Below are 24269 nucleotides of genomic sequence, written 5' to 3' on the forward strand. Positions count from 1 at the left end.
CGAAAGGTTGGGCGATGCGGATCGAGGTCACCCCGGCCGACGTGGCGGCCAGCAGGTACGCGATCTCGCCGCTGGGCGAGGCGGTGTGGGCGCTGCGACTCTGCGCGGGCCAGCACGCCGTACCCGGGCTCGCACCCTGGGTGGCCCGGACCCGGCCGGCGTACGAGCGGCTGCGCCGGGAGTTGCCGGCGATCGGCGCGCTGATGGCACTGCTGCGCCGGGGCGGCTACAACGCCGACTTCATCCAGCCGCCGCCGGACGGCACGGCCCGGGACTTCGCGGGCGAACTGGCCGTGGTACGCGCCACCCCGCTCGCCCAGGCCCGCGCCGAACTGGCCCGCAACCTCACCGGGCCCCGGGTCACGCCACCGGCGTACGCCCGCCGGATCTTCCGGTCGGCGAACGTGGTCGACCTGATCGCGGAGGCGATCGAGGCAGCCTGGACGACGCTGGTCGAACCGGACTGGCCCCGGCTGCGAGCGGTGCTGGAACGGGATCTGCTGCACCGGGCCGGCCGGCTGCTCGCCTACGGCTGGGGTGCCGCGGTAGCGGGCCTGGACCCGCGGCTGCGCTGGGTTCCGGGCGGCGACGTCGGCGCCATCGAGGTCACCGACCGCGACCCGGCGACCCACTCGCTGGCCGGCCGAGGGCTGCTCTTCGTCCCCACCGTCTTCGGCACGCTGATCACGTACGTCGAGCAGCCCTGGCCGTACGCGATCGTCTACCGGGCCTCCGGGGTGGCCGAGTTGCTCGGCCCGCCCGATCCCGCCCGCCCGGACGACGCGCTGGACCGGCTGGTCGGGCGCTCCCGGGCGGCGGTGCTGCGCGCCCTCGCCCTGCCCGCCACCACCAGCCAGCTCGTCGCCCAACTCGGGCTGAGCCTGGGCGGTGTCGGCGACCACCTGACCGTGCTGCGCGAGGCGGGTCTGGTCACCCGCGTCCGATCCGGCCGGGCCGTCCGCTACCGGCGCACACCCCTCGGCGACACCCTCGCCGAGGGTTGACGCCTTGGTGTCAACCGGAGGCCTTTCTTTCGGTCACGGCGGAGCGGAGCAGCGGGAGCACGCGGTACGGAATCTGTTCGGCGAGCGCGATGATCGTGGAGGCGCGGGTGATCCCCTCGTACGCCACGATCTGGTCGATCACCCGCTGGAGATCGGTGTTCGAGCGGGCCACGATCCGGCAGAGCAGATCACCCGAGCCGGTGATGGTGTGCGCCTCCAGCACCTCGGGGATCGCCGCCAGGTGGCGGGTGACCGGATCGTGCCCGAGCCGCTGGCTGATCTCCAGGGTGACGAAGCTGGTCACCGTGAAGCCGAGCGCGGCGGGGCCGAGATCCGGCCCGAAGCCGGCGATCACGCCCCGGCCGACCAGCTTGTCGAGCCGCGCCTGGACGGTGCCCCGGGCCACCTGGAGCCGACGCGAACACTCCAGCACCCCGATCCGGGGTTCCTCCGCGAGCAGCTCGATGAGTCTCGCATCCAGCTCGTCGAGCTGGACAATCTGACCAGTGTTCATGCGTGAACACCATACCGTTTGTGCAACCTGACCAGCGTACGCGGAGAGCCTTGCCCAGTGCGCCCGCCACCGCGATGCTCGCCACAGCAGCACACGATCCGGTCGGCCCACGAGGCCCGGCCGGTACGCGAGGGAGGGCACCATGACCCAGGCGATCGACCGACCCCAGCCGACCGAGGAGGTCGACGTCGACGCCCTCGTCGGCGCCGTCGACCACGACACCAGCGGTGACCCGTTCCCGGTCCGGGGCCTCGACCACGTGCGTTTCCTGGTGGGCAACGCCAAGCAGGCCGCCCACTACTACTCCACCGCGTTCGGCATGACCTGCGTCGCGTACCGGGGCCCGGAGCAGGGCTACCGGGACCACGCCGAGTACGTGCTGACCAGCGGTTCGGCGCGGTTCGTGCTCACCGGCGCGGTCCGGCCCGACGCCGCCGGCGCCGAGCACGTCACCCGGCACAGCGACGGGGTCGCCGACATCGCCCTGGAGGTGCCGGACGTCGACGCCGCGTACGCGTACGCCACCGCGCAGGGCGCGACCGGTCTGGTCGAGCCGCACGACGTCACCGACGAGCACGGCACCGTACGCCTGGCCGCCATCGCCACCTACGGCGACACCCGGCACACCCTGGTGGACCGGTCCCGCTACCAGGGGCCGTTCCTGCCCGGCTTCGCTACCCGCGGCCCGATCGTGGATCGGCAGCCGATGATCGACGCCGGGGTCCAGCCGAAGCGCTTCTTCCAGGCGGTCGACCACATCGTCGGCAACGTGGAGCTGGGCCGGATGGACGAGTGGGTCGAGTTCTACCGCCGGGTCATGGGCTTCACCAACATGGCGGAGTTCATCGGCGACGACATCGCCACCGACTACTCGGCCCTGATGAGCAAGGTCGTCGCGAACGGCACCCGCAAGGTGAAGTTCCCGCTGAACGAGCCGGCCATCGCCAAGAAGAAGTCGCAGATCGACGAGTACCTGGAGTTCTACCAGGGGCCGGGCGCCCAGCACATCGCGGTGGCCACCAACGACATCCTGGCCAGCGTGGACGCGATGCGGGCCGCCGGCGTCGACTTCCTGGACACCCCGGACTCGTACTACGACGACCCGGAACTGCGCGCCCGCATCGGCCAGGTACGCGTGCCCATCGAGGAGCTGAAGGCCCGCAAGATCCTGGTCGACCGGGACGAGGACGGCTACCTGCTGCAGATCTTCACCAAGCCGGTGCAGGACCGCCCGACCGTCTTCTTCGAGCTGATCGAACGGCACGGCTCGCTCGGGTTCGGCAAGGGCAACTTCAAGGCCCTCTTCGAGGCGATCGAGCGGGAGCAGGAGCGGCGCGGCAACCTGTAACACTGTCGGGCGTGACCCCGCCCTCCGCAGCTCCGACGCCGCCGGCCGGCGGGACTCCGTGCCACGGCCGGCGGCGTTGCGCCGCCCGCTCGGCTGCGCCGCCGGGCCCATCCCGTCGACGCGGGGGCAGGGCGGGCAGCCGCGGACGAGCGTCAGCCGTCGTTAAGGTGTCGAGGTGAATGAGCGCAGCGAGGCCGCGTCGTGAGCGTGGCACCCGGTTGGTACGTCGATCCCGCCGACCCGCAGACCCGCAGGTACTGGGACGGCGAAGGGTGGATCGGCGCGCCCATCCCGGTCGACGCCACACCGCCCGAGGGACCGCCGCCACCCGAACCCGAGCCGGCGCCTGAGGCCGCGCCCACGTCCCCGGCCGCCGGGTCCGCCACGTCGTCCGCCGCCGCGCCACCCGCCACCGACCTCCCCACCGGCGGCACCCCGCAGGCCGCCTGGCAGCAGGGTCCGCCAGCCGGCTGGCCGGCCGGCGCAGCGCAGGGTCCGCCCCCGGGCTGGCCGTACCCGACCTGGCCCGGGCGCCCGCCGGAGCCCCGGCCGCACGGGCTGCCGCTGGCCTCGTTCGGTGCCCGGCTGAGCGCCCGGCTGATCGACCTCGTCGTCGTCTTCGCGCTCAACGCGCTGGTGAACGGCTGGTTCGTCTGGCGCTACGTCCAGGAGCTCACCCCGCCCCTGAACGAGTTCTGGCGCCGGGTGCAGGCCCAGGACCGCACCACCGATCCGCTGCCCGCCGCCGGCGACCAGGCCGGCGCGCTGATCGTGGTGATCCTGCTGATCGCCACCTCGCTCTGGCTGGCGTACGAGGTGCCGTCCATGGCCGCCAGCGGCCAGACCTTCGGCAAGCGGGTGCTGCGCGTCAAGGCGGTGCCGGTCGAGGCGGACGCACCGCTGGGCTTCGGCCGGGCGCTGCGCCGGTGGAACACCCTCGGCCTGCCCACCCTGCTCTGGTACTGCTGCGGCCTCGGCCTGCTGCTCCAGCTCATCGACGCGCTTTCCCCGCTCTTCGACCACCCGCTGCGGCAGGCGCTGCACGACAAGCGGGCGCAGACCGTGGTGGTCCAGCTTCCCCGCACCCCCGACGACCGCGCCAACCCCCCGGGAGAGACCTCATGACCGATCGACGAGACCAGCCGTCAGTGCGGCTGACCCGCGCCGACCTGGACGCGCTGCCCAACTACGTACCCGGCCGCAGCCCGGCCGACCTGGCCCGGGAACTGGGCCTGCCCGAGGCCATCAAGCTGGCCAGCAACGAGGTGCCGTACGGCCCGCTGCCGGGCGTCGTGGAGGCCGTCGCCGAGGCCGCCGCCGGGGTGCACCGCTACCCGGACATGGGCGTCGTCGCGCTCCGCCAGGCGATCGGCGAACGGTACGGGGTGGACCCCGACCGGGTGGCGACCGGCTGCGGCTCGGTGGCGCTGGCCGAGCACCTGGTGCGGGCCACCTGCCTGCCCGGGGACGAGCTGGTCTACCCGTGGCGCTCGTTCGAGGCGTACCCCATCATCGCGGCGACCAGCGGCGCGACCAGCGTGCAGGTGCCCAACGACGCCGGGCACGGGCACGACCTGACGGCGATGGCGGCGGCGGTGACCGACCGCACGCGCATGGTCCTGGTCTGCAACCCGAACAACCCGACCGGCACCGCCGTACGCCGGGCCGAGTTGGACCGCTTCCTCGACGCCGTGCCGGACGACGTGCTGGTGGTGATCGACGAGGCGTACCGGGAGTTCGTCACCGATCCCGAGGTGCCGGACGGGCTGAGCTACGCCGACCGGCCGAACGTGGCGGTGCTGCGCACCCTGTCCAAGGCGTGGGGCCTCGCCGGCCTGCGGATCGGCTTCCTGATCGCGCAGCCCACGGTGGCAGCGGCGGTACGCAAGGTCGTCACGCCGTTCTCCAGCAACGCGGCCGCCCAGTCGGGGGCACTGGCCGCGCTGGCCCAGGCGGACGAGGTGCGCCGGCGGTGCGCGCTGGTGGTGGCCGAACGCGAGCGGGTCAGCGAGGCATTGAGCAAGCTCGTCCCGGGCGTGCCGGCGAGCCAGGCGAACTTCGTCTGGCTGCCGCTGGCCGACCGGGCGGTGGAGTTCGGCCGGGCGTGCGAGTCGCGCGGCGTGATCGTCCGCCCGTTCCCCGGGGACGGGGTTCGGGTCACCATCGGCACGCCGGACGAGAACGACGCCTTCCTGGCCGCGGCCGAGGCGGCGCTGGGCTGACGGGGCTGGGCTGACGTGCGTTTGGGCTGACGGCGTTTGGGCCGACGGGTCACGTCGCGGCGACGATCAGCGGTTCCGAGGTGAAGTAGTACCGCTGGTCGTCCCCGTCGGGGTCGACCGGTTGGCGCAGCCGTTCCACCACCACGTACCCGTCGGCCGCGTACGCGGCGCCCGGTGCCCACCCGGTGCCGTCGGACCCGACGTCGAGGACGAACCGGGACAGCTGCGCGCCGGTGGCCGGGTCGAACGTGACGAGTTCGTTCTCCTGCGTCAGGACGTGGACCCGGCCGGGCTGGACGGCGATCACCCGGCCGGGACCGACGTCGGCCCGCCAGCGTGGCACGCCGCCGGAGACGGCACGGCCGAGGAGCACCCCGTCGACCATGCTGACCACCGTCTGGTCGACCAGCTCGGCACCCGGGCCGTCCAGGGGCCGCACCGGGGTCGGATCACCGGAGCCGAGCAGCCAGGCCCGGGCGACCACGTCCCCCGACCCGGCGGTCCGCAGCGCGGCGCAGCCGGCACCGCCCGGCCCACAGCCGATCGGCGTCGCCGTCAACTCGTCACCGGCACCCGGTGGTCGCCATTGGCGGCCCACCGCACCGGTCGCCGCATCACGGAACTCCACCACCGCCGGCCCGTCGCAGCGGTCCACCGTGAGCAGCTGGCCAGCCGTACTCGTGCCGACCGGCTCGCGGCAGCCGGCGCCCACCGGGGACCGCCACAGCTGCCCGCCGTCGGCCAGGTCGACCGCCCGGACCTCACCGGCACCGGAGGTGACCACCGCCTCGCGGCCGTCGACCGTCCTGCTCACCGAGAGCCCGCTCGGCTGCCAGACGGTGGCCGTGCCGGTGCGCCGCGTTGCGCGCTCCCGCTCCGGCTCCGGTCCGTCGGCTCGCCAGGCGACCCGCCCGGTCCGCGCGTCGAGCGCCACCAGACGCCCGTCGGACCACCGGCTCACCACCGTCGTCCCGCTCGCCACCACCGCGTCCAGGGTCGCCGGCCACCGCCGGTAGGACCAGTGCGGGGTGCCACGGTGGCGGCCGTCGACCGGCTGGTCGGCGTAGACCTGGCGCGATGCCGCGTACACCCGGAGCCGGCCGTCGACGATCAACGGGGCGACCGGCAGGCGGCCAATCACCCCGGCCTCCGGCGCGCCGAGCGCCGGGTAGCCGCCCCGCGCGGTGGTGCTGACCTCGGCCGGCGCCAGGACGCGGTACGCGACGACCGCGACCGCCGCGGCGACACCCACCGCTGTCACCGCCGCCACGATTCGCCGCTGACCCGTCACCCGCCCCATGCCGCACCTCCGCACGGCACCCTACCCAGCGGCCGGTACCGGGCCCGGAGTCAGGCCGCCTCGGTCCGCCGGCCGGCGGCGGCGGCCAGCGCGGCGATGTCCTGCCGCAACGCCTTCTCCGCGGCCCGCACGGCCAGGCCACCGAGCAGCAGCGCGACGGCACGTCCGGAGGTCGCGGCGGGCTGCGCCTGCACCGTGACCCGGACCTCGGTGTACCTGCGTCGGCGTCGGCGCACGTCACGCAGCGTCCAGGTGATCCGGTAGTCGACCCGGTCACCGGGCGAGCCGAGCACCAGCCGCCGGGGCGGCTCGGCCACCAGCACGACGAACTCCTCGACCACCGTGCCGCCGTCCGGCCGGACCCGGATCTCGCGCCACGACGTGCCCGGCCCGAACGCCCCCGTGGTGAGCATCTCGACCGGACCGCCACCGGGCGTGCGCCGGGGGTGTTCGGTGAGCACCCGCCACAGGTCGGCCGCAGGCGCCTCGACCAACCCGTTGACCGCCACCGTCGACATGCCACCTCCCGTGGCACCGACGGTACGCGGCGTTACCCGGCTCGGGGCCCCCGGACGGAGAATCCTCCGCCGGAGACCCCTGCGGGCGTCAGTTCGCGAAGTGTCCCGCCCGGATCGCGTCGACGAAGGCGGTCCAGCCCGGCGGGCTGATCTCCAGCACCGGCCCGCCCTGGTCCTTCGAGTCGCGTACGCCCACCACGCCGTGGACACGGGCCAGATTGTCGGCCACCTCCACGCAGAGGCCCTGGTCGTTGGAGCGGCTGCTGGTCCGCCAGACCGCGCCCACGAGATCGTGCATCGTCGTCATCTCCCTCAGCTTTCGACGTGCCGCCGCCCCGCACCGGGCCGACCGAGGCGGGGGGCACCGGCCGGCCCGGCGCGACGTGGCGACGGAATTCCGAGGCGATCAACGAACGCGGTGGGTCCTTGATCGCACAGCGGGTGCGATCAAGGACAGGGCTGTCGGGTTCAGGTCAGTACGACGGCAGGACGGTCCCCGTCACCTCGCCCAACGCGATGGTGCTGCCATCGGGTCCGGCGGCGGTGGCGGTGATCGTCACCGTGTCGCCGTCGGCGAGGAAGGTGCGTTCCACCCCGCCCACGGCGACCGGCTCGGTGCCGCCCCAGCTGAGTTCCAGGAAGGAGCCGACCTGGTCGCGCCGGGGGCCCGAGATGGTGCCGGAGGCGTAGAGGTCGCCGGTGCGCAGCGAGGCGCCGTTGACGGTCAGGTGCGCCAGTTGCTGCGCCGGCGTCCAGTACATGCCGGCGAAGGGCGGCTCGCTGACCGGCTCGCCGTTCCAGCTCACCGTCAGCCGCAGGTCCAGTCCCAGGTGCGGCTCGTCACGCAGGTAGTCGGCCACCGGCGGGTCCTGCACCGGCGCCGGCACGAGGGCGTGCCGCAGCGCCTCCAGCGGGGTCACCCACGCGGCGACCGAGGTGGCGAACGACTTGCCCAGGAACGGCCCGAGGGGCTGGTACTCCCAGGCCTGGATGTCCCGCGCCGACCAGTCGTTGACCAGCACCACGCCGAAGACGTGATCGGCGAAGTCGGCGGCGGCCACCCGACGCCCGAGCGGGCTCGGCACGCCGACCACGAATCCGACCTCGGCCTCGATGTCCAGGCGCGCCGAGGGGCCGAAGACCGGCCCCTCGGCGCCGGGCCGCTGGCCGTGCGGGCGTACCACCGGCGTGCCGGAGACCACCACCGTGCCGGCCCGACCGTGGTAACCGATGGGCAGGTGCTTCCAGTTCGGCAGCAGCGGCGGCTGGCCGGGGCGGAAGATCTGGCCCACGTTGGCGGCGTGGTGCTCGGACGAGTAGAAGTCCACGTAGTCGGCCACCTCGAAGGGCAGCTCCATCCGCACCTCGTCCACCGGCACCAGCAGCGGCTCCACCGCCGCCCGGTGCGCGGCGTCGGTGAGCAGTTCGGTGATCCGCTGCCGCACGGCGAGCCACTGCGGGCGGCCCAGCGCCAGGAACGCGTTCAGCGTCGGCCGACACAGCGCCCCGCCGGCCAGCACCAGCTCAGCCGCCTCCGCCCCGGCCAGGTCCAGCACGAGATCACCGACGCGTACGCCGATGCGCGGCTCGCCGTCGCCCGCGCGGAACACCCCGTACGGCAGGTGGTGCACCCCGTACCCGGAACCGTCCGCGCCCGTCACCCAGGTCATGCCCGGTAGCCCCCGTTCACCAGCCCCAGCCGGATCAGATCGGTCAGTGGTTCCACGATGCTGCACGAGCCGAACCCGATCCACAGCGGGCGGGCCACGTCGTGTCGGCCCTCGGTCGCCTGCACCAGCGGTCGCTCGTCGCGCACGGTGAGCAGCTCGGCGACGGCGTCCACGGCGGCACCGTCGGCGGCGGCCAGCGTCGCGGCGAGCACGTTGCCGAACCCGTGGTGGGTGAAGCCGGTCTCCGGGTCAACGTGGCGCACCGCGTGGTGCAACCCGGCGGTGAGCTTGAAGGGCACCTGGCGGTCCCGGCAGGCCCCGATCACCGCGGCCAGTTCGGCCGGGCTGGGGAAGAGTTCGGCGGCCAGCCCACCGGTGCGGAACTTGGCGGCGACGGGCACCCCCGAGGCGCGGGCGGCGGCCAGCGCGTCCAGCGCCGACATCAGCCCGAAGGTCAACGGGATCTCGGCGTAGACGGTCGATCCGGCGGTGCGGCCCAGCTCGACCAGCTCGGCGGTGCCGGGCAGCGGGTCCTCGCCGCGCCGGGCCACGGCCGCCTCGACCTGGCGGATCTCGATACGCGGATCCGCCTCCACGCACGCCTTGCCGAGTTGACCGAGCGGGACGTCGCCGATCGCACCCACCGCGATCCGCTCGTCCGCACCGAGCAGGAGGGCAAGCTCCGCCAGCCGGGACACCGGCAGCAGCAGCGGGCCGACCAGCTCGGCGTACCACGCGGCGCGGTGCCGCCGGTGGGCGGCCACGGCGTCGGGCAGCGACGCACTGCCCGGCGGGAACACGGCGGCATCGTCGACCAGGCCGGCGACGAGTGCGGGCAGCTGCGTTGACACGAGACAAGAATGTACGGGACGCTTGCAGAAGCGGACAACAGCGTCCGATTATCGGACGATCAGCGGCTGACCGGGAGGCGACATGCCGTACTACCACAGCGTCGGCGAGCTGCCACGCAAGCGCCACACCCAGTTCCGGCAACCCGATGGCAGCCTCTACACCGAGGAGCTGATGGGTCAGGAGGGCTTCTCCTCCGACTCGTCCCTGCTCTACCACCGGTACGCGCCGACCGCGATCGTCGCCGCCGAGGAGTTCACCCCGCCCACCGTGACCCGGGCGCCCAACCTGCCGCTCAAGCCCCGGCACCTGCGCACCCACAAGCTCGACGGAGCCGGCGACGACCCCGTCCTCGGTCGGCGTTACCTGCTCGCCAACGACGACGTACGGATCGCGTACGTCCTGGCCGACCGGCCCTCCCCGCTGTTCCGCGACGCCACCGGCGACCACTGCCTGTACGTCGAGGCCGGGGCGCTGCGGGTCGAGTCGACCTTCGGCGTGCTGGACGCGGTCGCCGGCGACTACGTGATCATCCCTACCTCGACGGTGCACCGCCTGGTGCCCACCGGCGACGCACCGACCCGGCTGCTGGCCATCGAGGCGTCCGGGCACATCGGCCCGCCCAAGCGCTACCTCTCCGTACGCGGCCAGTTCCTGGAGCACTCGCCGTACTGCGAGCGCGACCTCCGGGGGCCGGAGGCCCCGCTGCTGGTCGACGGCTCCGACGTCGAGGTGCTGGTCCGGCACCGTCGCGGTTGGACCCGCCACGTGTACGCCCACCACCCGTTCGACGTGGTCGGCTGGGACGGGCACCTGTACCCCTGGGCGTTCTCCATCCACGACTTCGAGCCGATCACCGGCCGCATCCACCAGCCGCCGCCGGTGCACCAGACCTTCCAGGGTCCGAACTTCGTGATCTGTTCGTTCGTGCCGCGCAAGGTCGACTACCACCCGGACGCCATCCCGGTGCCCTACCACCACCACAACGTCGACTCCGACGAGATGCTCTTCTACACCGGCGGCAACTACGAGGCGCGGCGCGGCTCCGGCATCGAGCAGGGCTCCATCTCACTGCACCCGTCCGGCTTCACGCACGGCCCGCAGCCCGGCGCGGCGGAACGCTCCATCGGGGTGGACTTCTTCGACGAGCTGGCGGTCATGGTCGACACCTTCCGGCCCCTGGACCTCTGCGGCGCGGCAACCGAGTGCGAGGACGACGCCTACCCCTGGACCTGGTCCCGCCGCCCGGCCTGACGACGTCAGGCCACCGGACGGGAGACGATCGTCAACTGGGCGACGGTGGCGATGCCGATGGCCAGGACCAGTGGCCAGGGGCTGCCGAGCAGGGCGTAGAGCAGGATCAACGCGGGCGCGGCGAGCGCCGCGTAGACGGCCAGGGCGAGCGGGCGGTCCGTCCGGCGCAGGACGGGCAGGACGGTCCGGGTCAGGCCGGGCAGCCGCGCGGCGTGCCGCCACAGCACGATGCCGCCGCCGGCCGCCGCCAGCACCGCCACCAGCCGGGAGAACCCGGGGCCGGTCGCGGCCGAGCAGGCGACCAGAAGGGCGGCGACCAGCGACCAACCGGCTCCCCAGAGCACCAGCTGCCGAAGCCCGGCCGGCACCGTCCGGCGCCCGGCGACCGGCCCCACGTCGGTCGGCCCTGACCCGACCTGGCCGCTGCCGAACGGACCGGTCCCGCCGAACGCCGACGACTCACTGCCGTCCGGACGTCGACCGGAGCCATGCTCACCCGGCTCACGCTCGGCCGGCCCAGCGGGTCCGTACCCGCGCTCGCCGTCTCCACCCCGCTGGCTCCCGCCCAGCCCGCCGGGCTCGGTCCGCTCACCGCGCGGCCAGCCGGGCTCCGTCCGCCCGCCCTCGGGCCAGCCGGGCTCGGAACCGGCCGGACGGTCCGGTTTCTCCCCGACCTCGTCCGGCCGGTGGGGATCACCCTGGAGTCCGTCCGATCGGTCCGGATTGTCGCCGGACCGGCTGGGCCGACCCGGGCCGGCCGGGGGCAGGTTCGGCGCCGCGGCGTCGGCCAGGCGCTCCAGCGCCGCACTCCAGCGCCGCTGCTCCAGCCGCAGCACTCCGACGTCGTCGCCCGCCTCCGCCAGCCGCGGATCCAGCCGCAGCGCCTCGCGATACGCCCGCTCGGCCAGGTCGTACATCCGCATGTTCGCCGCGACCAGGCCCAGCACCAGGTGCGCCTCCGACTCCTCGGGAGCCAGCTCCACCGCATGCCAGGCGGCGTTCAACGCGGGCTGGCCGTTGCGGGAGCCGGCCAGGATCGCCGCCGCACTGCGCTGGGCGTACGCGTCCTCCGGCCCCAGCGCCAGGATCTCGTCGGCCGTACGGGCGGCCTCCGCGTACCGTTCGAGGTCGCCCAGCGCCAGACCACGGGCGACGAGCGGGGCGACCTGTCCCGGCGCGGCGGCCACGGCGTCCTCGGCCGCGGCCAGCGCGTCGGTCGGTCGCCCGGCCGCCAGCTGCACCCGGGCCAGCATGATCAACACCTCGGCGGCGGCCGGATCGATGGCGCGTGCGAAGCCCAGTTCCGCGACGGCCTCGTCGTAGCGGCCCAGCTCGGCGAGGAGCGTGGCACGCTCGAGGTACCCGTCGGCGGCGGGCGGGTCGGTGGGGACGTCGGCGGACATCGCGGCGAGCCTAGGCGCTCGGCCGCTCGTACACCAGGGCGACCGCGATCCCGGCGAGCCCCTCACCGCGTCCGGTGAAGCCCAGGCCGTCGGTGGTGGCGGCGGAAACGGTGACCGGCGCGCCGATCGCCTCCGACAGCACCCGCTGGGCCTCCTCCCGGCGCGGGCCGATCTTCGGCCGGACCCCCACCACCTGCACCGACACGTTGCCGATGGCGAAGCCGGCGGCACCGACCCGCCGGGCCGTCTCGGCGAGCAGCGCGACACCGCTCGCCCCGGCCCACTCGGGCTGGCCCACCCCGAAGTTGGCACCGAGATCGCCCAGGCCGGCGGCGGAGAGCAGAGCGTTGCAGGCCGCGTGGGCGGCCACGTCCGCGTCGGAGTGCCCGGCGAGGCCGTCCTGCTCCGGCCAGTGCAGGCCGGCCACCCAGCACGGCCGGCCGGCCGCGAAGGCGTGCACGTCGGTCCCGATGGCCACCCGAGGAACGATCATGATCCGAGCGTACGCGCTACCGCTCGGCGGCCAGCAGGTGCTCGGCGAGGGCCAGGTCGAAGGGACGGGTGATCTTCAGGGCGTGTTCCGAACCGGGCACGCAATACACCGGCACGCCCTGCTTCTCCACCAGCCCGGCATCGTCGGTGAGGGCATCCGCAGCAGCCGCGTGGGCCGCGGTCAGCACCGCACGGCGAAAGCCCTGCGGGGTCTGCACGGCGCGCAGGGCGGCCCGGTCGACGGTGCCGAGCACCCGCTCACCCGCGTCGACCTCCTTGATCGTGTCGACGACCGGGAGGACGGGAATCACCGCGTCGTGACCGGCCCGGACTGCGGCGGCCACCGACTCCACCAGCGCGGGCGGGGTCAGCGCGCGGGCCGCGTCGTGCACCAGGACGATCTCGGGGCCGGCCGGCACGGCGGCGAGCGCCGCAGCCACCGAGGCCTGCCGCTCCGCACCGCCGGGCACCACCGTCACCGGGGCGACCAGGGCGAGGAGTTCGCGCACCGCGGCGACCTCCGCGGCCGGCGCGGCCACCACGATGCTGTGTACCGACCCGGCCATGGCCAGCCGGCGGACCGCGTGCACCAACAGCGGTTCCCCGGCGAGTAGCCGCAGTGCCTTCGGGCGACCGGGCCCCAGGCGTACACCGGCACCGGCCGCAGGCACGAGGACCGCGACGTCACCGCGCGGATTGAGCTGCGCGGTCACGTCGCGGTCCTCGACGGTTTCTTCGCTACGAATCGGGTACGACGATGCTGTGCGGACTAGGCCTCGGTCAGCACCTTGTCGAGCAGCGTCTCCGCTTCGTCCTTGGTGCTCTTCTCGGCCAGCGCGACCTCGCCGACGAGAATGTCGCGGGCCTTGGCGAGCATGCGCTTCTCGCCCGCGGACAGCCCCCGCTCCCGCTCGCGGCGCCACAGGTCGCGGACGACCTCGGCCACCTTCAGCGGATTGCCGGAGGCCAGCTTCTCCAGATTCGCCTTGTAACGCCGCGACCAGTTGGTCGGCTCCTCGGTGTGCGGAGCCCGGAGAACGTCGAAGACCTTGCCGAGGCCCTCTTCGCCGACCACCTCGCGCACACCCACGATCTCGGCGTTCTCGGCTGGCACCCGGACCGTCAGGTCACCCTGCGCGACCCTCAGGACGAGGTACTGCTTGGGCTCGCCCTTGATGACCCGAGTCTCGATTGCCTCGATGAGTGCGGCCCCGTGGTGGGGGTAAACAACGGTCTCGCCGACACTGAAAACCATAGGTTCGAAACCCCTTTCGCTGTGTCTAGGGTAACACGCTCAGGCACCGATGTCTCACCGCTGTCCTGACCGTTGGCGCAGCTCAGGGGCCCTGTGAGAGGTATTTCTTCGGCTTGACAGGCCGTCCGGCCGATGATTCGAACACGCTCCGTAACTCAGGGATGACCCCTGGACACGGCCGCGATGAACGTCAAGATCCGGAGCGCAGGCGCCGAATTCTGAGGCGCAGGCGCCCGAGTCGGGACGCACGTGCCAAAGTTTCGGGCGCAAGCGCCGAGATCAGGGGCTACGCACTCATCCCATGGTATCCCCCCGTGGCCGGGCGCGGGCAGCGGTAGCGGGACCCGGCCCGGTGCGGGACGCTGGAGGGGTGCCGCGTCCGCGCACCCGTGAGGTGTCAGGGGGTCGTAATGGGCAAGGCTGACGCCGACGGTCCAGGGCTGCCGGATCTGCCTCCGGAGTGGGGTCGGGTGGTCGTTCCGGACGACATCTCGGCCCTGGCCGACGAGGCCGAACAGGTCCGCCGCGAGTTGCGGTGGGCAACCGGCCAGCACCGTCGATGGCGTCCGCCCATGGTCCCCGTACTCGTGCTGATGATCGCGGTGCTGACCACCATGGCCGGCCTGGCCGCGGTCACCTGGACCCGCGCCGGCCGCTCCACCGCGCCGGCCACCAGCGCTCCCGATCCGGCACCGGTGCAGCTGGTCGGCCGCGCGCTGCCCGCCCTGGATCTGGTCGACACCGGTCAGTCGCCCGTGCCCCTGCGGGGGCTGCTGCCGGCCGTGGTGGTCCTGGTGGACGGATGCGCCTGCCCCGAGCGGATCATCGAGGCAGCGGCGGTGGCGCCGGCCGGGGTGACCGTGGTCATGGTGGCCGGCTCGCGGCCCGAGGCCGCACCGGCCGGCACGCAGGTGCGGACGCTCGCCGACCCGGCCGGCGGTCTACGTGCCTTCCTGCACCTGACGGCCCGCCCGCACGCGGTGACCGCGCTGCTCGCCGATCGCACCGGCCGGATCACCCTGGTCGTACCGGAGGTCGGCTCGTTCGCCGATCACCAGGCCGAGCTGGCTCGGCTGGTCAACTGATCCCACCGGGCGGCGCGGAGCCCACGGGCGGATGGCAGGTTGGCGGTGCGGTTACGGCGTTGCTCAGCGCGGGGCGATCAGCCGGGCCTCGACCTGGACCGGCTGCGACCCGGCCAGCGAGAAGGACACCCACACCGGAGCACCGGTGCCGGTGATCTCCATCATCGCCACCGCACCGTCGCAGCCGACGGTCATCGGGGCCGCCGCCCGGGCACCACGGACGCCGACCAGCAGCTCGCCGGGGCCGGTACAGCTGAAGCGCAGCAGGTGCCGCTCGCCGTTCGCGATCCGGTTGTACCGGACGACCGCGTCGCCCGAGCCGAGCCTCGCCCGCTCGGTCCAGACCGGGTCGCCGCCGCCCACCCGCCACCTGCCCGGACGGCCGGCACCTGCGGCGGCCGATCCCACGGTCGCGCCGCTCGTGCCGATCACCGCGCCCGTCCGAGTCCAGTAGCTGGCCGACGAGGATCCGTCCCGGACGACCTCGACGCCGCCCAGGACACCGGGCGGAGCGGGCGTCGGCGCCTCCGTCTGCCACCACCAGCCGCCGAGGGCCAGCGCCACCGCCCCGACGGCCGCCAGCAGCGCCCCGCGCTGCCGGTGCGCGGCATCGACGTCCATACCTAGAAGGGTAGCCCGCAGAGAGAGTCAGGCGTGACGTTCGAGTAACGCGGCGTAGAGGGTCAGGCCGGGGCCGAAGGCCAGCATCACCACCCGGCGGGGGGCGGGTGCCGACCGGAACAGGCGGTCGAGGATCAGCAGCACCGTCGGGGAGGAACAGTTCCCGTGCTCCGCCAGCGTCCCCCGCGAGGCGGCCAGTGCCGAGGACGCCAGGCCCAGTTCCCGGTCGACCACGTTGAGGATGCGCGGGCCACCCGGATGGACGGCCCAGCCGTCCACCTCCGAGACGCGGGTGCCGTGCCGGGCCAGCAACTCGTCGACCAGCCCTCGGACGTGGGCTGACAGCACCTGCGGCACCTTCGGCGACAGTCCCATCCGGAAGCCGGTGTCGGTCACCTCCCAGGTCATGTGGTCGGCGGTGGACGTGTCCGTCACCGAGGCGACCTCACGCACGGCGTACCCCCGGCCGCCGGGCACCACCACCGCGGCGACCGCCGCGTCGGAGAAGAGCGCGTGGGAGATAATCTGCTGGGTGTCCACCCGGGCCGACGACGGCTGCAGGTGCAGGCTGGTCAGCTCGGCGCAGAGCAGCAGCGCCGGTCGGCCCCGCGCGGTCACGAAGTCACCGGCCGCGCCCAGCCCCGGCAGGGCCGCGTAGCAGCCCATGTGGCCGACGAACATCCGTTGGGCCGCCGGGGCCATGCCCAGATCCCGGGCGAGCATGATGTCCAGCCCCGGCGTGGCGTAACCGGTGCACGAACAGACGACGAACAGCCCGACGTCACCGGCGTCCAGCCCGGCCGCGGTCAACGCCCGGCCGACCGCCTCCTTGCCCAGCGGCAGCGCCTCGACCTGGTAGCGGCGCATCCGCCGCTCGGTCGGCCAGTCCGACACGTCCTCGATCAACGGGTTGACCGCCGCCTGCCGCCGGGTCACGCCGGAATTCGCGAAGATGCGCTCGGCCAGCGCGCGGGTGGCGCCGGCATAGTGCCGGGAGAAGAACCTGTCCCACAGCTCCTGCTGGTTCGCCGACGGCGGATGAGCCGTGCCCAAGCCCGCGATCACCGGTACGGACACGGTCTCACCTTCCTCTCGCTCGTGCTGCCCACGCTCACCAGTTCCCGCCGTCGTTCGCGACTGCGGGGCTCGCAAGCTCACTCCTCACGCTCACCAGTCCTCGCCGTCGTTCGCGACTGCGGGGCTCGCAAGCTCACTCCTCACGCTCACCAACGAGGGGCCGATCCATCACGGTCCGGGTCGCCGCCGAGAGCGGCGATGCCGAGCCAGTCGGCGCAGACGTCGGAGGTCGCCGGGTGCAGGGACCCGCAGCGGGCGTCCCGGTAGAGGCGCTCCAGCGGGTGGCCCCGTCGGGTGGCGGAGGTGCCCGCCGCCTCCAGCATGGACGCCGCCACGTCCGCCGCGGTGGTGCCGGCCAGCAGCTTGGCCCGCCACACCCACCGGTTGGTCTCCGCGTCGCCCGGTGCCTCGTCCACCCGCCGGGCCGCCTCGGCGACCACCAGCTCGGCCGCCGCCACCGCGGCATCGGCCCGACCGAGCCGGGCGCGCACGGCCGGCAGCCCGGCGAGCTTCCGGGCGTTCAGGTGCTCCGCCGCCGCGTCGATCGCCGCCCGGGCCACCCCCACGTAGACGGCGGCGTAACTGGCCACCAGCCAGTGCGGCATGAGCTGGGCGACCACCAGGGCCAGTCCCTCCACCCCGCCGAGCAGCCGGTCGGCCGGCACTGTGACGTCGAGGTGCAGGTCATGCGAGGCGGTGGCCCGCATGCCGAGGGCGTCCCAGGTGGGTTCGACGGTGAGGCCGTCACCGGCCGGGACGAGGAACTGCGAGACCAGCGAGGGGTCGGCGGCACTGCGGGCGGCCACCAGATATCCGTCGGCGTGACCCGCACCCGAGCAGAAGGTCTTGCTGCCCTTGATCCGCCAGCCTTCCTCGACCGGCTCGTAGCTCGTGCTCAGCTGGGACAGCCGGGCGCCCGCGCCACGCTCACTCATCGCGACGGCATACCACGCCCCGTCGGCCGCCGCCCGCAACAACCGGTCGCGGGCCGCCAGCGCCTCCGCCGGTACGCCGAGCGCCTCGGCCAGGTCCTCGGTCACCGCGCCGAGCGCCCCGGTGACCGAGGCGTGCATGTTGAACACCAGCGCGGTGGCGCCGTTGCCCCGGGCCAGCTCGGTGGCGACGGCCGCGTACCCGGCGAACGTCGCGCCGGCGCCGCCCAGCTCTGCGGGGACCATCAGCCCGAACAACCCCGCCTCGCGCAGGTCGGCGAAGTCGTCGACCGGGAACGAACCGTCCCGGTCGTGCTGGGCCGCCCGGGCCGCCAGCCGGGGCGCCAACCGCCCGGCGGCCTCCACCGCCTGTGCGCCGCCTGCACCACGCTCGCTCATGACGGCACTCCGCTTCGCTGCGTGCCGCCATGAGGCACCACCGCACAGAGCCGATGATTCGCTCGCTCACGCTCGCTCATGACGGCACTCCCCCTCTTCACGCGTTCATACCCCCACCGGTATCAGCTATCCGCCGCGTACCCCGCGGCCCTGGTAGAGCACGGCCGTCGACCCGGTCGGCACGATGCGCGGCGGCCGGACGTCCGGCGTCCCGGCGCCACCGACCTGGCGGGCCAGCCAGCGCAGCAGCCCGGGTACGCCGGGCCGGATGCCCCGGACACGCAGGTCGACGCCGTGACGGCCGCACTCGGCCACCAGCTCGCGGTCGTCCACGAACAGACGCGGATCGTGGATGCCGCGCGGCACGGTGGGCAGTCGCTCGGCGATGTGGACGGCGATCAGCCGGCACAGCGCCGTGTCGTTGAGGGTGTCCAGCACCAGCAGGCCGCCGGGACGGAGCAGGCGGCACGCCTCGGCCACCGCCGCGCGCCAGTCCGGGACATGTTCCAACAGCTCACCGGCGGCGACCACGTCGGCGCAGCCGTCGGCGAGCGGCACCGCGGTGGCGTCGCCGTTGACCACGAGCACGCCGTGCGCGACCGCCTGGGCCAGCGCCGAGCGGGTGAGGTCCACCCCCACGTGCCGGTAGCCCTTGCCGACCAGGTGCGGTGCGAGCAGCCCCGCGCCACAGCCCAGGTCGACCAGGAGCGCACCGGGCCGGGCCGCCGGCGGCACCAGCGCGGCCCGCGCCCGCGCGAGCCAATGCAGCATGGCGAACGCGCCATCCGGCCGCCACCATTCGCCGGCCAGGTCGTCGTACTGGCGCGGATCGTTGCGGGGCAGGCCGGTGCCGGCAGCACGCATGGCAACGAGCGTGGCACGACTCCCCGGTAACGACCAGACTTCCGTTATGTCGTCGACGGTGTTAGGGCTGGTCAGAGCGAGCCATCCGGAGCCGACCGCGGCGGTCACCACAGTGGCCGGTCTGCTCGCGGTCGGTGTCGGGCATCCACCTGGCGGGGTGGTCGCGGTGGCGCTCACCGTGGCGGCCAGCCAGTTCACGGTCGGGTGGACCAACGATCTGCTCGACGCCGACCGCGACGCCGCGGTCGGGCGTACCGACAAGCCGGTGGCGTCGGGGACGGTCGGTCGGCGCACCGTCGCCGTGGCCGCGACCCTGGCCGCCGGCGCCACCGTGACACTGGCCCTGACCACCAACCCGGTGGCGGCGCTCTGGGCCACCGTCGCCCTGGCCTCGGCCCTGCTGTACAACTGGCCGCTGAAGTCGACCCCGGTCTCGGTGCTGCCGTACGCGATCTCCTTCGGTGCGCTGCCCGCCTTCGTGGTGCTGGCGCTGCCCGGCGCCCCGCCGCCGCCGGTGTGGCTGGTGGCCGCCGGGGCGCTGATCGGCGCGGGCGCGCACTTCGCCAACGTGCTGCCCGACTTCGCCGACGACGCGCACACCGGGGTCCACGGGCTACCGCACCGGCTGGGCCCGGCGGGCAGCCGGGCCGCCGCCGTCGGGCTGCTGACCGCGGCGACCGTCACGCTGGTGCTGGGGCCGCCCGGGCCGCCGTCGGGAACCGGACTCGCGGCGGTCGCGGCCGCCGTCGTGATCTTCCTGCTGGCCTGGTACGCGGGGCGGCCCACCGGCCGGGCCGGTGACCGCCCGGTGGCCGCCTTCCGGGCGGTGATGCTGGTGGCCCTGATCGACGTCGTGCTGCTGGTCACGAGCGGCCGGCTGGTGTGAGCCTCACCCCGGCAGGTGGCCGTACCGGGTCGGCGTGCGGGTCACGATCAGCTCCAACTACCCTGGAGCGCGGTCTGCGCGGGCATGGCCAGCGGGTCCGGCGGCGTAGCCGGGTGTGATCGTGACGAGGAGGACCGACGTGACGCGCTCGATCAGGGGTTCCCGGCGGGCTGCCATGCTGCTGCCCGGGATCGCGGCGGCAGCCGGGCTGCTGCTGTCCGGGTGCGGCGCCGGCCAGATCTCCGAGACGGCCAACAAGGTGCCGTCGATCCAGGGCGCCAACCTCCAGGGCGGCAACGGGAAGTACGGCGTACGCAGTGCGCTGATCGCGTACCCCGGTGTCGAAGGCTACCGGGCCGGCGACGACGCCGTGCTCAACCTGGTCTTCTACAACGACTCGCCGGATCCGGTCACCGTGACCGTCACCTCGCCCGACGCCCGCGAGGTGGTGCTCACCACGGTCGCCGCCGCCACCAGCCCGTCACCCACCGGATCGCCCTCGCCGACCGCCTCCCCGTCGCCGGAGGAGTCCCCGGAGGCGTCCCCCTCCCCGGACGACTCGCCGTCGCCGGACGAGTCGCCGTCGCCCAGCCCGACCGAGTCGCCCACGGCGGGCCCGGCCCGGGTCGTGATCCCGCCGCAGAGCTACGTGCAGCTGAACACCGAGGGTGAGCAGGTGCTCCAGCTCCTCGGGCTGAACGAGGCCGTGCTCGCCGGCCAGAACATCACGCTGACCTTCGACTTCGGGGGCGGCGACACGGTCACCAGCGCCGCCCCGATCGCCGTGCCGCTGACCCCGGCGCCGCAGCCGTCTCCGATCATCGAGCGGCACACCGAGTACGAGGGCGAAGGCGGCCACTGACCGATCCAGTTCCAGGACTGTCCGGCGGCGCCGTCGGCGTGGTGAACCCATGCCGGCGGCGCCGCCGTCATACCCGGGGGTTAGCGTCCCTCGGGTGAGCATCTCCCGATCTACGCCGTCCCGGGCATCCGGCGGCGGGCGGGGCCGGGCCGCCGCCCGCGAGCCCCGTCCCGCCTACGAGTGCGACGCCTGCGGCCACCAGCCACCGAAGTGGGTCGGGCGCTGCCCGGAGTGCGGCGAGTGGGGTTCCGTGGTCGAGTGCACGATCAGCGGCCCGACCGTCTCCGGGCGGGTGGTCAGTTCCCGGATGCCCGCCGAGCCGGCCCGGCCCATCGCCACCATCAGCGCCGCGCCGGCCCGGGCCCGGCCGACCGGCGTCAGCGAACTCGACCGGGTCCTCGGTGGCGGTCTGGTTCCCGGAGCGGTGGTGCTGCTCGCCGGGGAGCCGGGGGTCGGCAAGTCGACCCTGCTGCTCGACGTGGCCCAGCAGTGGGCCACCGGGGCCGGCAGCCCGTCACTGGTGGTCAGCGGCGAGGAGTCGGTCAGCCAGGTGCGGTTGCGCGCCGAGCGCATGGGCACCCTGCACGACCAGCTCTACCTGGCCGCCGAGAGCGACCTCGCGGCGGTGCTCGGACATCTCGACGCCGTCAAGCCCGGCCTGCTCGTCCTCGACTCGGTGCAGACCATCTCCACCACCGGCACCGAGGGGGTGCCCGGCGGGGTGACCCAGGTCCGGGCGGTCACCGCCGCCCTCGTCGCCGTGGCCAAGGAGCGCGGCGTCGCCACCGTGCTGGTCGGCCACGTCACCAAGGACGGCCAGGTCGCCGGCCCTCGGGTGCTGGAGCACCTGGTCGACGTGGTGCTGCACTTCGAGGGCGACAAGCACTCGTCGCTGCGGCTGGTGCGTGGCGTCAAGAACCGCTTCGGCGCCGCCGACGAGGTCGGCTGCTTCGAGATGCACGAGGGGGGCATCAGCAGCCTCGCCGACCCGTCCGGGCTGTTCCTGACCCGTTACTCCGAGCCGGTGCCGGGCACCTGTGTGACGGTGGCGATGGAGGGGCGCCGGGCGCTGGTCACCGAGGTGCAGGCGCTGATCGGCGCCACGGTGGCCGGCTCGCCCCGGCGTACGGTCTCCGGGCTGGACTCGGCTCGGCTGGCGATGGTGCTGGCGGTGCTCCAACGCCGTACCGAACGTCTCACCCTGCACGACCGGGAGGTCTTCGCGGCCACCGTCGGCGGCATCCGCGTGGTGGAGCCGGCGGCCGACCTCGCGGTCGCTCTCGCGGTCGCCTCCGGCGGGCTCAACCTGGCGATCGCACCGCACCTGGTGGCGATCGGCGAGGTCGGTCTGACCGGCGAGGTGCGCCGGGTGGGAGCGGTGCCGCGTCGGCTGGCCGAGGCGGCCCGGCTCGGCTTCCGGCTGGCCCTGGTGCCCCCTGGCTGCGGGCCCGCGAGCACCGGTGCCGGTCCCGAGCAGATGCGGGTGATCGAGGTCACCGACGTCCGTTCGGCGTTGCAGGCGGCGGCCCGGGCGTCGGCGGAGTGAGCCCCTGCCCCGGGCGACGCGGGCAGGTCGGGCGGAATCGTGACACATCACAGTAACCACGAGAGCACCCACCGCAGGGCAGTCCGTAGACTGTGCCCGTGCCGATCGACCGCGATACCGCCAAGCCTGCCGGCGCGACACCCCACGCCCGCACCGGCGCCGTGGGCTCGCCCGCCCGCCCGATCAGCGTGAGCGTGACCGGGGGCGGCAGCGCCGGTGATCCGCTGCGCGCCAATCTGGCGCTGATGGCACCGGGCACCGCGCTGCGCGACGGTCTCGAGCGCATCCTGCGCGGCCGGACGGGTGCCTTGATCGTCCTCGGCTACGACAAGGTGGTCGAGGGCCTGTGCACCGGCGGTTTCCCGCTGGATGTCGAGTTCTCCGCGACCCGGGTCCGCGAGCTGTGCAAGATGGACGGTGCGGTCGTGCTCTCCAGCGACGGCACCCGGATCGTCCGGGCGGCTGTGCACCTGATGCCCGACCCGACCATCCCGACCGAGGAATCGGGCACCCGGCACCGCACCGCGGAGCGGGTCGCCCGGCAGACCGGATACCCCGTGATCTCGGTCAGCCAGTCCATGCGGATCATCAGCCTCTACGTCAACGGCCAGCGGCACGTGCTGGACGACTCGGCGGCGATCCTCTCCCGGGCGAACCAGGCGCTGGCCACCCTGGAGCGGTACAAGCTCCGGCTGGACGAGGTCTCCGGCACCCTCTCCGCCCTGGAGATCGAGGATCTGGTCACCGTACGTGACGCGGTGGCCGTGGTGCAGCGGCTGGAGATGGTCCGCCGGATCGCCGACGAGATCGCCGGCTACGTGGTCGAGCTGGGCACCGACGGTCGCCTGCTCGCCCTCCAGTTGGACGAACTGATGGCCGGTGTCGACGCCGACCGCACCCTGGTCATCCGGGACTACCTGCCCACCGGCCGCAAGTCCCGCACCCTCGACGAGGCGCTGGTCGAGCTGGATCTGCTCAGCGCGACCGAGCTGATCGACCTGGTCTCGGTCGCCAAGGCGATCGGCTATCCGGCCGCCTCGGACGCGCTGGACGCGGCGGTCAGCCCGCGCGGGTTCCGGCTGCTGGCCAAGGTGCCCCGGCTTCCGGTGGCCGTGGTGGACCGGCTGGTGCTGCACTTCGGCAGTCTCCAACGGTTGCTGGGCGCGACGGTGGAGGATCTCCAGGCGGTCGAGGGCGTCGGCGACGCCCGGGCCCGGGGCGTGCGCGAGGGTCTGTCCCGGCTGGCCGAGGCATCCATCCTGGAACGCTACGTCTGACCGGTGCCGTGGCCTCGGCGCCCACCTACCTGAGGACGAGCTTCGCCGGCTGACTCAGCTTGGTGCCCACCCGGGCGAAGACCTCGTACGTGCCGGCCTGCACCGTGGGGCCGTTCGCCAGCCCGTTGGCGCACCGGCTGCTGTCCTTGCCGTTCCAGCCGACCTGGTAGGAGCGTTCGAATCCGGGAGTGAAGGACTGCACGTCCGACCCGGAGGCGGTGCCGCAGGTATCCGACGACCAGACCACCTCGGCGCCGGACTTGATGTAGATCTCCTGCGCGGTCGCCCCGACATCCCGGCTGCACGTGCGCTCGGACCGGTTGCGGATCTTCAGGTGCAGATCGACGGCCGCGCCGGGGGCGACCTGCGCCGGCAGCGCCAGGGCGGTGACCGAGAGTTCCCTGTCCGCGCAGGTGCCCTCGTCCGACACCGGGTCGGCCACCGGCGGGTCGTTGCTGAGACTCGGCTCGGTCTCCGGCTCGCTCTCCGGGTCGTCCGCCGGGGTGGACGGGTCGGCGCCGGCGTCGCCGGACGGGGGCGAGCCGGTCTGCGGCGTCAGCACCGAGCCGGTGGGCTCCGGTGTGCCGGTCGCCACCCCCGGGTCGGGCTGGCCGTCGCCGGTGGCGTTGTTGCCACCGTTCGGCCCGTTGCTGCACGAGTAGAGCAGGACAACCAGGAAGAGCAGGACCGCGCCGAGCACGACGGCGCGACGCCGCCAGTACACGGCGGGAGGCAGGGGGCCGACCGTCAGACGCATGATGCCCCCACCGTAGCGGCGGCGCGAGCGACGGACGGTAACGACGCGCCGTGGCTCAGACGTCCCATCCGTTCCGACCCTCCATTCACGACGGTACGACCCGACTACGGCACCCTCGGTCACCGACGGTGACG

Annotated in this window: 24 protein-coding genes and 1 pseudogene; 10 read left to right on the plus strand and 15 right to left on the minus strand. The window is 73.8% G+C overall.

Annotation, left to right across the window (positions count from 1 at the left end; genetic code table 11):
- The first annotated feature begins 14 nt into the window (after positions 1-14).
- Entirely contained in the window at positions 15-1004 is a 990-nt protein-coding gene (locus O7615_RS10465; RefSeq protein ID WP_278177217.1) for a winged helix-turn-helix domain-containing protein, read from the plus strand.
- A gap of 10 nt (positions 1005-1014) precedes the next feature.
- Here the strand turns inward: O7615_RS10465 and O7615_RS10470 are convergent, their stop codons facing one another.
- Positions 1015-1518, minus strand: coding sequence for an Lrp/AsnC family transcriptional regulator (locus tag O7615_RS10470; protein WP_278177218.1), 504 nt, complete (start codon positions 1516-1518; stop codon positions 1015-1017).
- A 142-nt stretch (positions 1519-1660) separates the two neighbouring features.
- Between O7615_RS10470 and hppD the strand changes: the two genes are divergently transcribed.
- From hppD to hisC, 3 genes are all read left to right on the plus strand, one after another.
- Positions 1661-2866 carry a 4-hydroxyphenylpyruvate dioxygenase gene (gene hppD / locus O7615_RS10475; protein ID WP_278177219.1) on the plus strand — a complete coding sequence of 402 codons (1206 nt, stop codon included), beginning with the start codon at positions 1661-1663 and terminating at the stop codon, positions 2864-2866.
- A gap of 201 nt (positions 2867-3067) precedes the next feature.
- On the plus strand, positions 3068-3991 hold the full coding sequence (locus tag O7615_RS10480) for an RDD family protein (RefSeq protein WP_278177221.1): 924 nt from the start codon (positions 3068-3070) through the stop codon (positions 3989-3991).
- A complete protein-coding gene (gene hisC / locus O7615_RS10485) occupies positions 3988-5088 on the plus strand; it encodes a histidinol-phosphate transaminase (RefSeq protein ID WP_278177222.1) in 1101 nt (366 codons plus the stop codon). The genes O7615_RS10480 and hisC overlap by 4 nt, the downstream gene beginning before the upstream one ends.
- Positions 5089-5137: 49 nt before the next feature.
- Here the strand turns inward: hisC and O7615_RS10490 are convergent, their stop codons facing one another.
- The 5 genes from O7615_RS10490 to O7615_RS10510 all read right to left on the minus strand — a co-directional run bounded on the left by O7615_RS10490 (position 5138) and on the right by O7615_RS10510 (position 9427).
- On the minus strand, positions 5138-6388 hold the full coding sequence (locus O7615_RS10490) for a PQQ-binding-like beta-propeller repeat protein (RefSeq protein WP_278177224.1): 1251 nt from the start codon (positions 6386-6388) through the stop codon (positions 5138-5140).
- 50 nt (positions 6389-6438) lie between these two features.
- Positions 6439-6906, minus strand: coding sequence for an SRPBCC family protein (locus tag O7615_RS10495; RefSeq protein ID WP_278177225.1), 468 nt, complete (start codon positions 6904-6906; stop codon positions 6439-6441).
- Positions 6907-6994: 88 nt separating this feature from the next.
- Entirely contained in the window at positions 6995-7204 is a 210-nt protein-coding gene (locus tag O7615_RS10500; RefSeq protein ID WP_278182052.1) for a DUF397 domain-containing protein, read from the minus strand.
- A 175-nt stretch (positions 7205-7379) separates the two neighbouring features.
- The gene (fahA, locus tag O7615_RS10505; protein ID WP_278177227.1) at positions 7380-8576 is read right to left on the minus strand and encodes a fumarylacetoacetase; all 1197 of its coding nucleotides are present in this window, start codon (positions 8574-8576) and stop codon (positions 7380-7382) included.
- A complete protein-coding gene (locus O7615_RS10510; protein WP_278177228.1) occupies positions 8573-9427 on the minus strand; it encodes a hypothetical protein in 855 nt (284 codons plus the stop codon). Before O7615_RS10510 ends, fahA begins: the two co-directional genes overlap by 4 nt.
- An 82-nt stretch (positions 9428-9509) precedes the next feature.
- Between O7615_RS10510 and O7615_RS10515 the strand changes: the two genes are divergently transcribed.
- Positions 9510-10679, plus strand: coding sequence for a homogentisate 1,2-dioxygenase domain-containing protein (locus tag O7615_RS10515; protein ID WP_278177229.1), 1170 nt, complete (start codon positions 9510-9512; stop codon positions 10677-10679).
- 773 nt (positions 10680-11452) lie between these two features.
- On the opposite strand, the pseudogene O7615_RS10520 reads toward O7615_RS10515, so the two are convergent.
- From O7615_RS10520 to O7615_RS10535, 4 genes and pseudogenes are all read right to left on the minus strand, one after another.
- Positions 11453-12082, minus strand: a pseudogene (locus O7615_RS10520) (tetratricopeptide repeat protein); the annotation flags it as partial.
- 10 nt (positions 12083-12092) lie between these two features.
- Positions 12093-12578, minus strand: coding sequence for a 2-C-methyl-D-erythritol 2,4-cyclodiphosphate synthase (ispF, locus tag O7615_RS10525; RefSeq protein WP_278182053.1), 486 nt, complete (start codon positions 12576-12578; stop codon positions 12093-12095).
- Positions 12579-12591: 13 nt separating this feature from the next.
- On the minus strand, positions 12592-13287 hold the full coding sequence (gene ispD / locus O7615_RS10530) for a 2-C-methyl-D-erythritol 4-phosphate cytidylyltransferase (protein ID WP_278177231.1): 696 nt from the start codon (positions 13285-13287) through the stop codon (positions 12592-12594).
- A 56-nt stretch (positions 13288-13343) separates the two neighbouring features.
- Complete coding sequence (locus O7615_RS10535; RefSeq protein WP_007073334.1) at positions 13344-13829, minus strand: CarD family transcriptional regulator; 486 nt, start codon at positions 13827-13829, stop codon at positions 13344-13346.
- 410 nt (positions 13830-14239) lie between these two features.
- On the opposite strand from O7615_RS10535, the gene O7615_RS10540 reads away from it, so the two are divergent.
- Entirely contained in the window at positions 14240-14914 is a 675-nt protein-coding gene (locus O7615_RS10540) for a hypothetical protein (RefSeq protein WP_278177232.1), read from the plus strand.
- A gap of 63 nt (positions 14915-14977) precedes the next feature.
- Here the strand turns inward: O7615_RS10540 and O7615_RS10545 are convergent, their stop codons facing one another.
- The 4 genes from O7615_RS10545 to O7615_RS10560 form a co-directional block, all read right to left on the minus strand.
- Positions 14978-15535 carry a hypothetical protein gene (locus tag O7615_RS10545; RefSeq protein ID WP_278177233.1) on the minus strand — a complete coding sequence of 186 codons (558 nt, stop codon included), beginning with the start codon at positions 15533-15535 and terminating at the stop codon, positions 14978-14980.
- A 27-nt stretch (positions 15536-15562) separates the two neighbouring features.
- Positions 15563-16612 (minus strand): type III polyketide synthase, encoded by a 1050-nt coding sequence (locus tag O7615_RS10550; protein WP_278177234.1) that lies wholly within the window; start codon positions 16610-16612, stop codon positions 15563-15565.
- A gap of 146 nt (positions 16613-16758) precedes the next feature.
- A complete protein-coding gene (locus O7615_RS10555; protein ID WP_278177235.1) occupies positions 16759-17943 on the minus strand; it encodes an acyl-CoA dehydrogenase family protein in 1185 nt (394 codons plus the stop codon).
- Positions 17944-18069: 126 nt separating this feature from the next.
- The gene (locus O7615_RS10560; RefSeq protein ID WP_278177236.1) at positions 18070-18807 is read right to left on the minus strand and encodes a methyltransferase domain-containing protein; all 738 of its coding nucleotides are present in this window, start codon (positions 18805-18807) and stop codon (positions 18070-18072) included.
- On the opposite strand from O7615_RS10560, the gene O7615_RS10565 reads away from it, so the two are divergent.
- The 4 genes from O7615_RS10565 to disA all read left to right on the plus strand — a co-directional run bounded on the left by O7615_RS10565 (position 18806) and on the right by disA (position 23378).
- Positions 18806-19693: a UbiA family prenyltransferase gene (locus tag O7615_RS10565; RefSeq protein ID WP_278177238.1), complete on the plus strand. Its 888-nt coding sequence runs from the start codon at positions 18806-18808 to the stop codon at positions 19691-19693. The two genes, O7615_RS10560 and O7615_RS10565, sit on opposite strands and share 2 nt — an antisense overlap.
- Before the next feature lie 139 nt (positions 19694-19832).
- Positions 19833-20555: a hypothetical protein gene (locus O7615_RS10570; protein WP_278177239.1), complete on the plus strand. Its 723-nt coding sequence runs from the start codon at positions 19833-19835 to the stop codon at positions 20553-20555.
- Positions 20556-20649: 94 nt separating this feature from the next.
- Positions 20650-22101 (plus strand): DNA repair protein RadA, encoded by a 1452-nt coding sequence (gene radA / locus O7615_RS10575; RefSeq protein ID WP_278177240.1) that lies wholly within the window; start codon positions 20650-20652, stop codon positions 22099-22101.
- 98 nt (positions 22102-22199) lie between these two features.
- On the plus strand, positions 22200-23378 hold the full coding sequence (disA, locus tag O7615_RS10580; protein WP_278177242.1) for a DNA integrity scanning diadenylate cyclase DisA: 1179 nt from the start codon (positions 22200-22202) through the stop codon (positions 23376-23378).
- A 25-nt stretch (positions 23379-23403) separates the two neighbouring features.
- Here the strand turns inward: disA and O7615_RS10585 are convergent, their stop codons facing one another.
- The gene (locus tag O7615_RS10585; protein WP_278177244.1) at positions 23404-24135 is read right to left on the minus strand and encodes a hypothetical protein; all 732 of its coding nucleotides are present in this window, start codon (positions 24133-24135) and stop codon (positions 23404-23406) included.
- Between the last annotated feature and the right edge of the window lie 134 nt (positions 24136-24269).

Source organism: Micromonospora sp. WMMD1082, assembly GCF_029626175.1.
In the GTDB taxonomy this organism is placed as follows: Bacteria; Actinomycetota; Actinomycetes; order Mycobacteriales; family Micromonosporaceae; genus Micromonospora.

What these genes read in the sequence shown, in the direction of transcription:
- O7615_RS10490 (WP_278177224.1), bottom strand. Translation starts at nt 6,388, where the DNA reads ATGGGGCGGGTGACGGGTCAGCGGCGAATCGTGGCGGCGGTGACAGCG.
- O7615_RS10545 (WP_278177233.1), bottom strand. Translation starts at nt 15,535, where the DNA reads ATGGACGTCGATGCCGCGCACCGGCAGCGCGGGGCGCTGCTGGCGGCC.
- O7615_RS10515 (WP_278177229.1), top strand. Translation starts at nt 9,510, where the DNA reads ATGCCGTACTACCACAGCGTCGGCGAGCTGCCACGCAAGCGCCACACC.
- O7615_RS10540 (WP_278177232.1), top strand. Translation starts at nt 14,240, where the DNA reads ATGGGCAAGGCTGACGCCGACGGTCCAGGGCTGCCGGATCTGCCTCCG.
- hppD (WP_278177219.1), top strand. Translation starts at nt 1,661, where the DNA reads ATGACCCAGGCGATCGACCGACCCCAGCCGACCGAGGAGGTCGACGTC.
- O7615_RS10535 (WP_007073334.1), bottom strand. Translation starts at nt 13,829, where the DNA reads ATGGTTTTCAGTGTCGGCGAGACCGTTGTTTACCCCCACCACGGGGCC.
- hisC (WP_278177222.1), top strand. Translation starts at nt 3,988, where the DNA reads ATGACCGATCGACGAGACCAGCCGTCAGTGCGGCTGACCCGCGCCGAC.
- fahA (WP_278177227.1), bottom strand. Translation starts at nt 8,576, where the DNA reads ATGACCTGGGTGACGGGCGCGGACGGTTCCGGGTACGGGGTGCACCAC.
- O7615_RS10560 (WP_278177236.1), bottom strand. Translation starts at nt 18,807, where the DNA reads ATGCGTGCTGCCGGCACCGGCCTGCCCCGCAACGATCCGCGCCAGTAC.
- O7615_RS10495 (WP_278177225.1), bottom strand. Translation starts at nt 6,906, where the DNA reads ATGTCGACGGTGGCGGTCAACGGGTTGGTCGAGGCGCCTGCGGCCGAC.
- O7615_RS10555 (WP_278177235.1), bottom strand. Translation starts at nt 17,943, where the DNA reads ATGAGCGAGCGTGGTGCAGGCGGCGCACAGGCGGTGGAGGCCGCCGGG.
- O7615_RS10470 (WP_278177218.1), bottom strand. Translation starts at nt 1,518, where the DNA reads ATGAACACTGGTCAGATTGTCCAGCTCGACGAGCTGGATGCGAGACTC.
- O7615_RS10565 (WP_278177238.1), top strand. Translation starts at nt 18,806, where the DNA reads ATGGCAACGAGCGTGGCACGACTCCCCGGTAACGACCAGACTTCCGTT.
- O7615_RS10465 (WP_278177217.1), top strand. Translation starts at nt 15, where the DNA reads ATGCGGATCGAGGTCACCCCGGCCGACGTGGCGGCCAGCAGGTACGCG.
- O7615_RS10500 (WP_278182052.1), bottom strand. Translation starts at nt 7,204, where the DNA reads ATGCACGATCTCGTGGGCGCGGTCTGGCGGACCAGCAGCCGCTCCAAC.
- O7615_RS10585 (WP_278177244.1), bottom strand. Translation starts at nt 24,135, where the DNA reads ATGCGTCTGACGGTCGGCCCCCTGCCTCCCGCCGTGTACTGGCGGCGT.